General features: G+C 70.2%; 12 protein-coding genes. 4 read left to right on the top strand and 8 right to left on the bottom strand.

Annotated elements, in window-relative coordinates; translation table 11 throughout:
- Positions 1-109: 109 nt before the first annotated feature.
- The 4 genes from QMG86_RS16195 to QMG86_RS16180 form a co-directional block, all read right to left on the bottom strand.
- The gene (locus tag QMG86_RS16195; RefSeq protein ID WP_281880520.1) at positions 110-2,350 is read right to left on the bottom strand and encodes a molybdopterin-dependent oxidoreductase; all 2,241 of its coding nucleotides are present in this window, start codon (positions 2,348-2,350) and stop codon (positions 110-112) included.
- Positions 2,347-3,318: an enoyl-CoA hydratase/isomerase family protein gene (locus QMG86_RS16190; protein WP_281880517.1), complete on the bottom strand. Its 972-nt coding sequence runs from the start codon at positions 3,316-3,318 to the stop codon at positions 2,347-2,349. The genes QMG86_RS16195 and QMG86_RS16190 overlap by 4 nt, the downstream gene beginning before the upstream one ends.
- A 149-nt stretch (positions 3,319-3,467) precedes the next feature.
- On the bottom strand, positions 3,468-4,079 hold the full coding sequence (locus QMG86_RS16185) for a TetR/AcrR family transcriptional regulator (RefSeq protein ID WP_281880516.1): 612 nt from the start codon (positions 4,077-4,079) through the stop codon (positions 3,468-3,470).
- 75 nt (positions 4,080-4,154) lie between these two features.
- Positions 4,155-5,057, bottom strand: a complete 903-nt coding sequence (locus QMG86_RS16180; protein WP_281880515.1) for an alpha/beta fold hydrolase — start codon at positions 5,055-5,057, stop codon at positions 4,155-4,157.
- Positions 5,058-5,184: 127 nt separating this feature from the next.
- On the opposite strand from QMG86_RS16180, the gene QMG86_RS16175 reads away from it, so the two are divergent.
- The gene (locus tag QMG86_RS16175) at positions 5,185-7,041 is read left to right on the top strand and encodes a Na+/H+ antiporter (RefSeq protein WP_281880513.1); all 1,857 of its coding nucleotides are present in this window, start codon (positions 5,185-5,187) and stop codon (positions 7,039-7,041) included.
- Positions 7,042-7,048: 7 nt separating this feature from the next.
- On the opposite strand, the gene QMG86_RS16170 is transcribed toward QMG86_RS16175, so the two are convergent.
- Positions 7,049-7,597: a TetR/AcrR family transcriptional regulator gene (locus QMG86_RS16170; protein WP_281880511.1), complete on the bottom strand. Its 549-nt coding sequence runs from the start codon at positions 7,595-7,597 to the stop codon at positions 7,049-7,051.
- A gap of 215 nt (positions 7,598-7,812) precedes the next feature.
- Here QMG86_RS16170 and QMG86_RS16165 point away from each other — a divergent pair, with 215 nt between their 5' ends.
- The 3 genes from QMG86_RS16165 to fadD11 all read left to right on the top strand — a co-directional run bounded on the left by QMG86_RS16165 (position 7,813) and on the right by fadD11 (position 11,276).
- On the top strand, positions 7,813-8,415 hold the full coding sequence (locus QMG86_RS16165; RefSeq protein ID WP_281880509.1) for a TetR/AcrR family transcriptional regulator: 603 nt from the start codon (positions 7,813-7,815) through the stop codon (positions 8,413-8,415).
- 31 nt (positions 8,416-8,446) lie between these two features.
- Entirely contained in the window at positions 8,447-9,097 is a 651-nt protein-coding gene (locus tag QMG86_RS16160) for an enoyl-CoA hydratase-related protein (protein ID WP_281880507.1), read from the top strand.
- 337 nt (positions 9,098-9,434) lie between these two features.
- Positions 9,435-11,276 (top strand): fatty acid--CoA ligase FadD11, encoded by a 1,842-nt coding sequence (gene fadD11 / locus QMG86_RS16155; protein ID WP_281880506.1) that lies wholly within the window; start codon positions 9,435-9,437, stop codon positions 11,274-11,276.
- Here fadD11 and QMG86_RS16150 read toward each other — a convergent pair.
- From QMG86_RS16150 to QMG86_RS16140, 3 genes are all read right to left on the bottom strand, one after another.
- On the bottom strand, positions 11,260-12,342 hold the full coding sequence (locus QMG86_RS16150) for an MBL fold metallo-hydrolase (RefSeq protein ID WP_281880504.1): 1,083 nt from the start codon (positions 12,340-12,342) through the stop codon (positions 11,260-11,262). The two genes, fadD11 and QMG86_RS16150, sit on opposite strands and share 17 nt — an antisense overlap.
- A gap of 43 nt (positions 12,343-12,385) precedes the next feature.
- On the bottom strand, positions 12,386-13,621 hold the full coding sequence (mshC, locus tag QMG86_RS16145; protein WP_281880502.1) for a cysteine--1-D-myo-inosityl 2-amino-2-deoxy-alpha-D-glucopyranoside ligase: 1,236 nt from the start codon (positions 13,619-13,621) through the stop codon (positions 12,386-12,388).
- Between the two features lie 137 nt (positions 13,622-13,758).
- Complete coding sequence (locus QMG86_RS16140; protein WP_281880501.1) at positions 13,759-14,181, bottom strand: hypothetical protein; 423 nt, start codon at positions 14,179-14,181, stop codon at positions 13,759-13,761.
- Between the last annotated feature and the right edge of the window lie 52 nt (positions 14,182-14,233).

The raw sequence follows: 14,233 nt of genomic DNA, 5'->3' as shown, positions 1-14,233 counted from the left end.
GTGCGGAATTGTGGTGCATCCGGGGTGGTCGGGGCACGTAGCCGTGGCCGATCAGGGTAGCGGCTCGAGCGGAAATGCGGTGTGTACACCGCGATTCGGTGCCGGGTCGTCAGGCGGGTTCGATGCGGGCGGGGACGTGTTTGTGCCAGGGGGTGCCTGCGATGGCGTCGCGCCAGGTGAGGTCGGTGAGGTCGTTGGGGGCGACGCCGGTGCGGCGGGTGCCGTCGCCGGTGGGCAGGTCCAGGCCGAGGCCGTTGGGCAGGGAGGCGTGGCCGGGTTGCATGCGGTCGTTGGTTTCCACGGTGGCGACGGCGCTGCCGCGGCGGGTGGTGATGCGGGCTCGGTCGCCGGTGGTGAGGCCGAGGCGGGTGGCGTCGCCGGGGTTGAGGCGTAGTGCGCCTTCGGGGTCGCGGCGCCGCCAGGTGTCGTCGCGGAAGATGGTGTTGGCGGTGAAGGAGCGACGCTCCCCTGCTGCCAGCACGAACGGGAATTCCGCGGTGGTGTGGGTGGCTGGTGTGGTGGCGAGGTCGCGTAGGGCGTGCAGGAGTTCGGGGATGGCCAGTGGGATCCGTTTGTCGGGGTGTGGGAGGTAGTCCCAGGCGTTGTCGTAGTCGTCGAGGGTGAAGGTGACGCCGGAGCGGCTGGTGAGGATGGCGTCGAACAGTGCGTCGGCGTCGCGGTGTCCGGCGCGGCGCATCGCGGCCGGGTAGACCTTGGCGACGCGCTGGGCCAGTGCCCACAGGACGGCCGCGGAGCGCGCGCCGTCGGGCAGGGTGGGGCCGAGGGTTTCGTACAGCAGGTAGGGGGCGAGGCCGGCGAGGGATTTGTCGGTGGCCAGCAGGGCGGCGAAAGTCCAGGCGTAGGGGCGTCGTCCGAGTTTCGCGGCGGTGCGCAGCAGGGTGAGTGTGCCGCGGCCGACGGCGTGTAGTTCGCGCAGCAGCCGGGCGTAGATCTCGGGTTCGGGCAGGGTGCCGGGTAGTGGGTCGAGGACGGGGGCGCGCAGGTGGAAGGTGTTGTGCGGGAATTCGAGGTTGAAGAAGGTGGCTTCCCATTTCTCGAATTGGCTGGCGGCGGGTAGGACGTAGTCGGCGTGGCGGGCGGTTTCGGTGCGGGCGATGTCGATGACGACGACCAGGTCCAGGGCGTGCAATGCGTCGCGGAACGCGGTCGAGTCGGCGAGGGAGTGGGCGGGGTTGGCGGATTCGATGATCATCGCGCGGAATCGGTCGGGGTGGTCGGTGCTGATTTCTTCGGCGATGGCGTTGCAGGGCAGCATGCCGCCGAACAGGGGTGCGCCGGTGACCGGGCTGCGTTTGACTTCGCGGCTGTAGCCGGCCAGGGGCGCCATCCAGGAATGCGGTTGCATGGCGCCTGGTTTGGCGAAGTTGCCGGTGAGCAGCCACAGCAGTTTGTCGAGGTAGGAGATGAGGGTGCTGTTGGGGCTCTGCTGGACGCCGAGGTCTTCGTAGGTGGCGACGCTGGTCGCGGCGGCGATGCGGTGGGCGGTGCTGCGCAGGAGATCTTCGGGGACGCCGCAGATGTCGGCGTAGGCGGGGATGTCGATGTGGGCGAGGTCGGTGCGGACGGTGTCGGATCCGGTGGTGTGTTCGGTGAGGAAGGCGTGGTCGAGCAGGTCGTCTTGGACGAGGATCGCCAGCAGGGCCGCCAGGCACCAGGCGTCGGTGCCGGGGCGGAGTTGCAGGTGGATGTCGGCGAGGTCGGCGGTTTCGGTGCGCACCGGGTCGATGACGATCATGGTGCGGGCGGGGTCTTTGGCGATCTGTTGCAGGACGGTGCGGGCGCGGGGGACGCCGTGGGACTGCCAGGGGTTTTTGCCGAGGAAGATCGAGACTTCGGCGTGTTCGAAGTCGCCGGTGGTGTGGCCGCCGGTGAGGTGGGCGTCGACCCATCCTTCGCCGGTCTTCTCCTGGGCCAGGGCGCTGGAGCGGTAGCGGCTGCCGAGGGCGCGGCGCAGGGCGGTGCTGTAGGCGCCGCCGAGGTGGTTGCCCTGTCCCCCGCCGCCGTAGTAGAAGATCTTGTCGCCGCCGTAGGTGTCCTTGATCGCCGTCAAGCGGGCTGCGATCTCGGAAATGGCGGTGTCCCAGTCGATTTCGGTGAAGGTGCCGTCGGGTTCGCGGCGCAGCGGGGTGGTGAGCCTGGTTGCGCCGTTCTGGTAGTGGTCCAGGCGTAGCGCCTTGTTGCAGGTGTAGCCGGCGGAGGCGACGTGGTCTTTGTCGCCGCGGATCTTGGCGAAGCGGCGGTCGTCGAGCTGGATGAGCAGTCCGCAGTTGTTCTCGCACAGGATGCAGGCGGTCTTGTGCCACGTGGCGGTGGCGGGCGGGGTGGTCATCGGCTCACCTGGTCGACGCGGGTGCCGTCCAGCCAGGGTTGCGGGTCGGCGAGGAAGGGGGTGTCGGCGAGACGGTCGAGGTCTTGGAAGAAGGCTTGGGTGGTGCGGGCGGCCGCGGCGGTGGTGCCGACGGAGACGAATCCGGCTTGTTCGGCGTCCAGGCCGCGGGACAGGGTTTTGTCGGGTCCGAAGTAGACGGCGCGTTTGAGTTCGGCGACGGCGACGGGGTTGCGGGCGGCCAGCCGCGCCGCGGTGGCCTGGGTCTGGGCGAGCAGGTCGGCGGCGGGCAGCAGGCGGTGGACCAGGCCGAGGCGCAATGCTTCGCGGGCGGTGAAGGGTGTGCCTTCGAGGGTGATTTCGATGGCTTTGGCGGCGCCGAGCAGGCGGGTGAGGCGTTGGGTGGCGCCGCCGCCGGGGATGAGGTTGGCCAGTGTCTCGATCTGGCCGAGGCGTACGTGGTCGGCGTCGGCGGCGTAGCGCAGGTCGCAGGCCAGTGCGATCTCGTGGCCGCCGCCGAGTGCGGGTCCGTTGATGGCGGCGAGGTAGGCGACGCGGGAGCGGTTCATCCGCAGGGTGGTGCGTTTCCAGCGGTGGCCCCAGACCAGGCCGGCGCCGAGGCCTCCGCCGTGGCGTTCGACCAGGCCGGCGGCGCCGGGTACGCGTAGCGCGGCCGCGGCGGCGCGCAGGAACGGGGCGGCGGCGCGGGCGGGGACGAAGGGGTGGGGTCGTTCGATCATGCCGCTGAGGGCGGCGGGGTCGGCGTGGGTGAGGAAGCGGCCGGGCAGTCCTCCGGTGAGCACGACCGCGCCGATCGTGTCGTCGGTGTCGACGGCGGCGGTGAGGGTGTCGAGGTCGCGGACGACGGCGGTGGTGACGAAATTCAACGGTGGTGCGACGACGCGTGCGGTGAGTACCCGCCCGGTGTGTTCGAGTTCGATCGTTTCCAGGTGGAGGTCGGCGGCGGGCATCGGTGGCTCCTTCGGTGCGCGTGTCAGCGGGCGGAAGGCGAGATCGTGTCCGCGCGAGGCTTATTCGGGGGTGGCGCGGCCCTGTTCCCGACTATGGCATTCACCATAGTCGGTGTGTCAAGGGCTGACGTGCCGTGCGGCGGGGTGGCTCAGCTCGCGGCGGGCATCAGCTCGTGCAACGTGGCGACAGCGTCGTCGAGCGGCGTGATGTCGTGGTGGACGCGGCACAGCGCGATGGCGCCTTCGAACGCGGCGACCGTCAGCGTGGCCAGGCGGTGCGCGCGGTCGGCGGGCACGTCGTGGCGGGTCAGCATCCCGGTGAGGGCCTGCTGCCAGCGGCCGAAGATCTCCCCGGCGAGGCGGGCGAACTCCGGGGCTTCGTCGTTGGTTTCGACGGCGACCGCGAAGATCGGGCAGCCGGCGCGGAAATCGCTGTCGAGCAGGGTGCGCCGCCACATCGCGGCGAAGCGGTCCAGCGCGGCGGCGGGTTCGTTGTCGCTGGTCAGGCGTTCGATGAAGGTCGACATCAGCTCGCCCGCGGTGCCGAGGGCGTCGGTGATCAGCTCGGTGCGTCCGCCGGGAAAGTGGTGGTACACCGAGCCGCGTGGGGCGCCGGTGGCGGCCAGGACCCGGTCGACGCTGGTGGCGTTGGCGCCGTGCACGCGCAGGGAGTCGATCGCGCCGTCGATCATGCGTTGCCGTGCCTGGCCCCTGGGGGGACGTGGGGCTTGGGCGTTGCGGGATCGACGTGTGGTTGCCATACCGCCATACTATGGCGTCTACCATAGGTGGCGTGGTCGTTGCGGACCGGCTCGGCCGGTCCGCAACACCAGGGGTCACGCGGTGGGCTTGTGCACCCGGTTGCCGTGGAATTCCAGCAGCGCCTGCAGGGTCTGCTCGGGTGCTTCCAGTTGCGGGTAGTGGCCGATGCGGGGCAGTTCCACCACGTCGGGGGTGGTGATCAGCTCGCGGTAGCGGCGCGCCATATGGCCGCCGGAGACCGGGTCGGTGACGCCGTTGAGGAACCGGATGGGGATCTGGGCCTGCTGCAGGGCGCCCACCCAGCGCTGCCGCTGCCTGCGTCGTTCGGCCATGTAGCGAATGAGCTTGTGGCCGTTGCGTTTTCCGTGCTTGCTGCACCACAGCAGCCAGAATTGGTGCAGTTCGACACCGGTGGGTTTGGTGTCGGGCCCGAACACCGCGGCCAGGCTGCGGTGGAAGGTGCGTTCGCTGCCCAGCACACCGACCAGCGGGCCGAGTGGGCTCGCCAGCAGCCGCTGCACCGGGCGGGGGCGGTGCGCTTCGGGGAACAGGCCGCCGTTGAGCAGGAACACCGAGTCGATCACCAGGGATTCGTCGCCGGCCGCGCGGCGTTCGGCGTCGCGGGCCAGCAGTTCCTGGGCGACGCTGTCGCCGTAGTCGTGGGCGAGGATGTGGTACCGGCCGATGCCCTGTTCGCGGAGCAGGTTCTCGTGGATGTCGGCTTGGTCGGTGATGCGGTAGTCGTAGTGGCGGGGTTTGGCCGACCAGCCGAACCCGATCATGTCGGGGGCGATGACGCGAGCGAAACGCTCGCACAGACCGGGCCAGATGCGATGCCAGTCCCAGGACGCGGTGGGAAATCCGTGGATGCACACCAGCGTCCCGTCGGCGCCTGCGCCTCCGTCGCGCCAGAAGATCTGGTGGCCGCGATGAGTGTGGCGTCGTCCGTTCGCCCGCCAGGACGCGAACTCCTCCATATCTACCTCCTTGTCGTCGACAAGCATGGCGCGTGGGTGCGCCCGGGCACAGTAGTTCGGTGGACCGCGCACGTGTCATCTACCGCGCGGTCCATTTGCCGATCGTGCGCTCTGCGAGAATTCCACCGTGCATGTCGCGATCGGCCTGGTTGTTCTCGTCGCGTCGGCGGCCGCGTTGGCGGCGCTGGCGCGTCGGTTCGGGGTGTCCGAACCGCTGGTACTGACGGTGGGCGGGGTCGCGGCGTCGTATCTGCCGTTCGTGCCGGAGATCCACCTGGAGCCGGAGATCATTCTGCTCGGTTTCCTGCCTCCTTTGCTGTATACCGCCGCGATCCGCACGTCGCTGGTGGATTTCCGGGCGAATGCGCGCACGATCGCGTTGTTGTCGGTGGGGTTGGTGTTGTTCACGACGTTCGCGGTGGCGGTGGTGGTGTGGTGGCTGCTGCCGGTGCCGTTCGCGGTCGCCGTGGCGTTGGGTGCGGTGGTGGCTCCCCCGGACGCGGTGGCCGCGACGGCGGTGGCACGCCGGATCGGGATGCCGCGGCGGATCGTGACGATCCTGGAGGACGAGTCGCTGTTCAACGACGCGACCGCGCTGGTGGCGTTGCGGACCGCGCTGGCCGCGACGGCGGGCACGGTGTCGGTGTGGGCGGCCGGGGCGGACTTCCTGCTCGCGGCCGGTGGCGGCGCGGCGGTCGGGGTGGTGGTGGCCTATCTGCTGGCGATGCTGCGGCGACGCATCACCGATCCGGTGATGGACACGACGCTGTCGTTCCTGGCGCCGTTCGCGGCGTATCTGCCCGCCGAGGGCATCCACGCCTCGGGGGTGATCGCGGTGGTGGTGTGCGGCATGATCCTCGGGCACAACGCGCCGGCCTGGCAGAGCGCCGCCTCGCGCATCGCCGAGCGCATCAATTGGCGCACGATCCAGTTCATCCTGGAAAGCGCGGTGTTCGTGCTGATCGGGTTGCAGGTGCGCGGGATCGTGGAGGGTGCGTGGCACAGCGAACTCGATCACGCCACCCTGGTGGGGTCGGCGCTGGCGGTGCTGGCCACCACGATGCTGGCGCGGCCGATCTGGGTGTTCGGTTCCTCGCTGGTGTCGCGCAGCCTCGGCGGCGGCGCGGCGGTGGGCGTGCGTGAGCTGGTGGTGGTGTCGTGGGCGGGGATGCGCGGTGTGGTGACGCTGGCGGCGGTGCTGCTGCTGGCGCCGGACACGCCGTTGCTGGCGGTGCTGAAGCTGCTGGCGCTGGTGGTGGTGGCGGGGACGCTGCTGGTGCAGGGCACCTCGCTGCCGTGGCTGGTGCGGTGGCTGCGGTTGCGTGCGCCCAGTCGCGCCGAGGACGCGTTGCAGAAGGCGAATGTGTTGCAGCAGGCGACGGCGGCCGGTTTGGCGGCGCTCGAACAGCAGATCACACCGGATACGCCGCCCGGGGTGGTGCAGACGTTGCGTGATCGGGTCTCGTGGAAGGCGAACGCGGCGTGGGAGCGGCTCGGGCGGGCGGAGTCCGAACAGGTGACACCCACCGCGGAGTACCGGCGGCTGCGGTTGGCGATGTTGCAAGCCGAACGCGAAACGGTGTTGCGGGTGCGCGATTCGGGCCATGTCGACTACGAGATCCTGCAGCATGTGCTGGCGCAATTGGATCTGGAGGAGTCGATCATCGATCGTTTCGACGAGGCCGAGGAGGAGCGCGTCGAAACGCTGGCCGCGCCTGCGGCCCAGGAGGCGTGCGCGCATCTGCGGGAGGCGCCGCTGGTGCGTGCCTACGCCGGGCCCGACGAATGCGCCGAGTGCGTCGCGGAGGGGCTGGCGTGGGTGCATCTGCGGATGTGCCTGGCGTGCGGGCACGTGGCCTGCTGCGACTCCTCGCCGGGCAATCACGCGACGAAGCATCACGGGGTCAGTGGCCATCCGGTGATGCGCAGTGTGGAGCCGGGTGAGGCGTGGCGCTGGTGTTTCGTCGATGAACTGCTCGGGTGAGGGCGGGTCAGCGCTGGGCGTGGGAGTAGATCAGGCGTGCGTATTCGGCCAGCAGCTGGTCCAGTGACAGGTTCTCGCCGCCCGCGGCGATCTGCTGGTAGCCGACGAGCATGGCCATGCCCAACGAGGTGACCACGGCGGCGGTGTCGTCGTCGCCGACGACCCCTTTGATCGCTTTGTGCACGGTGCGTCTGCGGGATTCGTCGACGCGCTTGAGGGCGAGGTTGACCGATTCGTCGTTGGCCGCCCAGGCGCGGATGGCGGCTTCGGCGGCGTGATGCAGTCCGGCGGCGAGGTCGGACATGGCGCGGATGTCGTCGTCGGGATTGCCCTGGTTGAACGGCATGGTGCCCAGGATGCGCACTTGGCGGTTCTCCCAGTGTTCGAGCAGGGCGTCGACGAAGCCCTGCCAACTGCCGAAGTGGTGATAGAACGACCCGCTGGTGACGCCGAGCTGCCGGCACAGTACGCCGATGTTCAGACCTTTGAAGCCGAGTTCGGCGAGCACTTCCAACCCGGTGTCGTAGTACTGCTCCTTGGTGACCACTCGTGACATACGCGCGCCGTTCTCTTCGTTCGGTCAAGGGGGAAGGGACCGAACAGTACCCCATCGTAGCGTCGCCCGGACCGAGCACGGGAAGTACCGATGCGTACCCCGAGAAGACTCCTCGGTACCTGTTACCTGCTGAAATACGTAGCCGCCGAGTCTGTTCCGGCTTCCAGGGGCCCTGACAATTCATAACAGAGCAATCGCTCTGTTATGGTTGCGATATGCCCCGCCCTCGCACGCACGACCCCGGCATCGTGCTCGACGCCGCCGAAGCGCTGGCCGTCCGCTCCGGCCCCGCCGCGGTCACCACACGCGCGGTCGCCGCCGCCACCGGCATCTCCAACGGCGCGATCTACCACACCTTCGGATCCCGCGCGGAGCTGCTCGGCCGCACCTGGTTGCGCGCCGCCCGCCGCTTCCTGGACCTGCAGACCGCACTGGTCGACGCGGCGCTGCGGCAAAGCGACGGCGTCGAGGCCGTCGTCGCGGCCGCCGAGGCGCCCGCGGTGTTCGCCGAGCGTCACCCGGACTCCTCCCGGCTGCTGCTGGCCGTGCGGCGCGAGGAATTGCTCGGCGAAGTACCCGAGGCCGTCGCCGCCGAACTGGCCGCCACCGACGCCGTGCTGGTCGAGCTGCTCGTGCGGCTGTCGCGCCGGCTGTGGCAGCGCGGCGACCGCCGCGCCGTCGACGTCATGACGCTGTGCCTGGTCGACCTGCCCACCGCCGTGCTGCTGCGCCGCGACCGGCTGGCCGATCCGCACGCGCGGGAATACCTGCGCGGCGCTGTGCGCGCCGTCCTCGCCGTCGGCCCACCGCCCCTCTGATCCCCGGCACCCGAACCCGAAAGGACCCGCCATGCCCACCCTCGACTACCACGACAAGATCGCCGTCCTCGACCTCGGCGGCGAGGAGAACCGTTTCTCCCCCGAGTTCCTCGACCAGGTCGGCGCCCACCTCGACACCGCCCTGGCCGACGGCGCCCAGGGCCTGGTCACCACCGCGAGCGGCAAGTTCTACTCCAACGGGCTGGATCTGGACTGGCTCGGCGCACACGCCGAGCGCGCCGAGTGGTACGTCGGGCGGGTGCAGGCATTGCTGGCCCGGATGCTCACCCTGCCCGTGCCCACGGCCGCCGCACTGCCCGGTCACGCGTTCGGCGCCGGCGCCATGCTCGCCATCGCGCACGACTACCGGGTGATGCGCGCCGACCGCGGCTACTTCTGCTTCCCCGAAGTCGATATCCGCATCCCCTTCACCCCCGGCATGGCCGCGCTGATCCAAGCCAAACTCGCCCCCGCCAGCGCCGTCGCCTCGATGACCACCGGCCGCCGCTTCGGCGGCACCGACGCCGCGGCCCTGGACATCGTCGACGCCACCGCCGCCGAGGGAGCCGTCACCGACACCGCCGTCGCGCTGCTGACCCCGCTGGGCGGCAAAGACCCCGCCACCCTCGCCGCGATCAAGAACACCATGTACGCCACCGCCGTCGCGGCATTGACCGCCTAGGAATCCCGTTCCGGTGGCTATCGAAATGGGTTGTGCGCCAGACGGTTCGACGCCCGTCGAGGTGTGAGGACGGCGGTGCGGCGAGCCGGTAGCGGCAGCGCCGCCCGACCGACCGCAGCGGGCCGAGCAGCTCGTTTCCCCCAGCACACTGCTCGCCCCGGTCGCCTAGGCGAGCGGGACCCGGCACGACATAATCCGCCGATTCTGTTGCCGGAGTTGCGGTTCCGCGCGCGATCGAGTTGTCGGCCGTGCACGGCAAACGCGCGAAAACGCCCCACGCGGCACACTCGGGCACTTACGGTCTGACAAAGCCGGGTGTACCGAACGGGGTTGTGCGATGACCGAACCGAACACGTCCTGCGCCGCATTCCAGCACAGCGCGGCGATCGACCCGGACGCGGTGGCCGTCCGGTCCATCGGCGGGACGCAGACGCTCACCTGGCGCGAGTACGCCGACCAGGTCCGCGCGGTCGCGGCGGGTCTGGCCGCGCTGGGTGTCGGCCGTGGCGACACGGTGGCGTTGATGATGGGCAACCGGGTGGAGTTCTACCCTGTGGAAGTCGGGGCGCAGCACACCGGCGCGACCTCGTTCTCGGTGTACAACACCCTCGCCCCCGAGCAGCTGGCCTACGTGTTCGCCAACGCGGGCAACCGGGTGGTGATCTGCGAACAGCAGTACGTGGAGCGGATCCGCGCCTGCGGCGCGCCGATCGAGACCATCGTCTGCCTCGACGCCACCGGTGAGGGCATCCTGGGGCTCGACGAGCTCAAAGCCATGGGCCGCGCCGATTTCGACTTCGAGGCGACCTGGCGGGCCGTGCGGCCCCAGGACGTGCTCACCCTCGTCTACACCTCCGGCACCACCGGAAACCCGAAGGGCGTGGAGATCACCCACGCCAACCTGATGGCCGAGGCGCGGGCGTTCCACGCGGTGCTGCCGGTCGAGTTCGGTGACCGCCAGACCTCCTACCTGCCCTCGGCGCACATGGCCGACCGGTTCTGCTCGCTGTATCTGCAGCAGGTGTACGGCACACAGATCACCGTGGTGCCCGACCGGTCGCTGCTGCCCGCCGCGCTCGCCGACGTCCACCCCACCATCTGGGGTGCGGTGCCGCGGGTGTGGGAGAAGCTGAAGGCCGCCATCGAGTTCTCCGTCGCCGCCGAACCCGACCACGCCCGCCGCGTGGCCTTGGAGTGGGCGCTGGGCGTCGCGGCGCGCAAAGCCGCCGCCCAGCTGCGCGGCGAACCGATCGACACGCGGCTGGCGGCCGAATGGGCGCGGGCCGACGAACTGGTGCTGGCGGGGTTGCGCGCGAGAATCGGTCTGGACGAACTGAAGTGGGCGATGTCGGGCGCCGCGCCGATTCCGCCGCAGACCCTCGCGTTCTTCTTCGGCATCGGCATCCCGATCTCGGAGATCTGGGGCATGTCCGAACTGACCTGCGTGGCCAGCGCCTGCTCGCCGCAGCAGGCGCGGCTGGGTTCGGTGGGCCGGATGCTGCCCGGGATGCAGTGGCGCATCGCCGAGGACGGGGAATTCCTGGTGCGCGGGCCGCTGGTGATGAAGGGCTACCGCAAACAGCCGCAGCAGACGGCCGAAGCGCTCGATGAGGACGGGTGGCTGCACACCGGCGACATCCTCTCCGTCGACGCCGACGGGTATCTCCGGGTGGTCGATCGCAAGAAAGAGCTGATCATCAACTCGGCGGGCAAGAACATGTCCCCGGCGAACATCGAGAACGCGATCAAGGCCGCGACGCCGCTGGTGGGCGCGATCGCCACCATCGGGGACGCGCGCCCGTACAACACGGCGCTGATCGTCATCGACGCCGAGACCGCGGCACTGTATGCCGCCGAGCACGCGCTGCCGGACGCTTCGGCGGCGGCGCTGGCAGCCGACGCCGGGGTGATCGCCGAGATCGCGCGCGGTGTGGCCGCGGGCAACGCCACCTTGTCGCGGGTCGAGCAGATCAAACGGTTCACCGTGCTGCCGGTCTTCTGGGAGCCCGGCGGTGACGAGGTGACGTTGACGATGAAATTGCGGCGCGGGCCGATCGCGGCCGAATACGCCGAACAGATCGCGCTGCTCTACGCCGAGGAGCTCGCCGCGACCGTGCACGAACCCCAGCCGCGGCGGTCCCGCGTCGGCGGAGCGGACTCGCTCACAGCGGGAACGTGAGCCGCTGCGGCCGGATGTAGTCGGCCGGGTCGTGCAGGGGACGCAGTTCCGGTCGTCGCGCGGCGGGGATCTTGTCCAGTTCCGCGCGCAGCGGCGCGTCGTAGGTCCCGGCGCTCGCGGTGAGCCCGGGCAGCCAGTTGTCGTGATGGCTCGGGACGAACAGCGCCGGGCGCAGCGCTTCGATGTAGGTGCGGGGATCGCGCAGGCCGTTGCTGATCTGGTTGTAGCCCTGCACGGCGCCGATCTGCACGTCGGTGGCCGGTAGCGCGGCGAAGGCGTCGAACACCTGCGGTGCGCGTTCGGTCAGCGGTGCGGTCGAGTCGTGCCACACCAGGCTGAAGCCGGGTACCCGGAATTGATACAGCAGCACCCCGCCCTCGGGGTCTCGCAGTCGCGGCAGGCCTTGCAGCAGACCGCTGAGCGTCGGCGGGTGGGTGAGCACGACGCCTGGTTCGGGGCGGGGGAAGAAGCGTGGTGATCCGCCGACGGGATCGGGTGGGGTGCGCGCGGAGTGCCGGTGCCGGATGACGGTCACCTCGACCGCGCCGACGGTGCGGTCCTCCCGGGCGCCGATCGCGGTGGCGGCGTCACCGTGGGGGGCGAGGGGAAAGGTGGGATCGGTGACCTGCGCTTCGACCGTGGCGCAGTGCTCGGCGGTGCCGTGCACGGTGGCGCCGGTGGCCTGCGCGATGCGGCCGGCGTCCCCGGCGTGGTCGAAGTGGCCGTGACCGATGAAGATCGCCGCCGGGGCCAGGTCCACCAGCTGTTGCGGGGTGGCCGGGACGTAACCGGTACTGGTCAGCCGCGGCACCCACGCGTCGAGCAGGAACACCGAACCACCGATGGCCAGCGCGAAGGTGGTGCAACCCACCCACGACAGCACGACCCGGTCGGTGCGCAGGGAGCCGTCGGCGGGGTCGACGGTGTCCGCGCCGAAGAATCGGGTGCGCGCCGCGATCGTGCGCGCATCGGTGGAGTCGGCGGCGGGCCGCAGTCGCCCGGCCGCCAGGGTCGCCAGTTTGCCGCCGGAACCGAACAGGCCCGTGCCGAGAGGGATGCCGCACACGCGGCAACCTCATCACGGGTGCGCCGCCGCGGGCAAGGGGTCGTTACAGGCGGATGCCGAGCAGCGCGTCGACGGCGGTGGCGATCGTCGCGGGCGCGTCGGTGTCCCGGCCGCCGTAGTCGAGGGCCTGGCGGGCCCAGCTGTCGAGCGCGTCGAGCGCTTTGGGGGTGTTCAAGTCGTCGGCGAGATGCGTGCGCAGCCGGGTGACGGTGTCGGTGGCCGAGGGGCCCGCCTGCAGGGCGACGGCGTCACGCCACAACCGCAGGCGCCGCTGCGCCTGCTCGAGCAGGGCGTCGGTCCACATCCGGTCCTGGCGGTAGTGGCCGGCCAGCAAGCCGAGGCGGATGGCGGCCGGGTCGACGCTCTGGCGGCGCAGCGCCGACACCAGCACGAGGTTGCCGCGGGATTTCGACATCTTCTCCCCGTCCAGCCCGATCAGGCCGGCGTGCACGTAGTGGCGGGCGAAGCGGCGGCCCGCGATGAGCGACTCGGCGTGCGCGGCGGAGTATTCGTGGTGGGGGTAGATCAGGTCGCTGCCGCCGCCCTGGATGTCGAATTCCGGGCCGATGCGGTTCAACGCGATCGCGCAACACTCCACGTGCCAGCCGGGACGGCCCGGGCCGAACGGGGCGGGCCAGGACGGTTCGCCGGGCCGCGCCGAGCGCCACAGCAGCGCGTCGATGGGGTCGCGTTTGCCGGGGCGGTCCGGGTCGCCGCCGCGCTCGGCGAACAGGCGCTCCATGGTGGCGCGGTCGTAGCCGGATTCGTAACCGAACTGCTCGGTGGCGTCGGCGCGGAAGTAGACGTCGGGGTACTCGTCGTCGACGACGTAGGCCGCGCCGGAAGCGAGCAGTTTCTGCACGACCTCCACGACCTCGTCGACGGATTCCACCGCGCCGATGTAATCGCGCGGCGGCAGGATCCGCAGCGCGGCCATGTCCTCGCGGAACAGATCGGTTTCCGCGGTGCCCAGCTCGCGCCAGTCCACGCCGTCACGGGCGGCGCGTTCGAACAGCGGGTCGTCGACGTCGGTGACGTTCTGCACGTAGTGCACGTCGTGGCCCGCGTCGCGCCACAGCCGGTTGACCAGGTCGAAGGTCAGGTAGGTCGCGGCGTGGCCGAGGTGGGTGGCGTCGTAGGGGGTGATGCCGCAGACGTACATGGTGGCGGTCGCGCCGGGGGTGACCGGGCGCACCTGACGGTCGGCGGTGTCGTACAACCGCAACGGCGGTCCTGCTCCGGGGACGGTGGGGAGGGCGGTGTCGGACCAGGACTGCATGCTTACGAGGGTAAAGGTGTGGTGGACATCATCGTTGCCCGGCCCGGTGACCACGACCGTCCCGCCGCGGCGGCCGCCCGCCGCGACCTGCGTCTTCCAGCAAATCGTGGGATGTCAATATTTACGGTTTCGCTGAATCAGCTGTCGGCGCGGCCGGTGGGATCGGCGATCGTATTGGGCGTGATCGCGAAGGTGCCGTCCAGTTCCGGGATGTCGGGATCGGTGTCGGCGAGCGCGATCTGGGTGAACGCGCCGCGCGCGACGTCGAACTCGAGCTCGTGATAAGCGACCGTATCGCCCCAGTCCGCGGAAGGCAACGAGATGAACCGCATCGTGAACCGCCCGGAGTCCACCGAACCCTCGGTGAGGACGTAGACCCCGAAGTGGTTCTCCCCCGCCGAACTCAACCAGTAGACGCCGTTGTCGTAGAGGTGCAGGTCGGTGTCGGGATAGGGCTTCTTGTCGTAGAGGTGCACGTAGTGCAACGCGATGCGGTAGGTCGGTGCGCCGATGACGATCCGCACCGTCGGTGCCGCGCGGTCGGGAGTGGAGTGGGGCATCGCGTTCTCCTCGTCGCGCCGGCTGCGGGAAGCTTCAACTGTGTCAGGAAAC

The sequence above is a fragment of the Nocardia sputorum genome (assembly GCF_027924405.1).
Taxonomy (GTDB): domain Bacteria; phylum Actinomycetota; class Actinomycetes; order Mycobacteriales; family Mycobacteriaceae; genus Nocardia; species Nocardia sputorum.
This window is presented reverse-complemented; position numbering and strand designations above follow the sequence as displayed.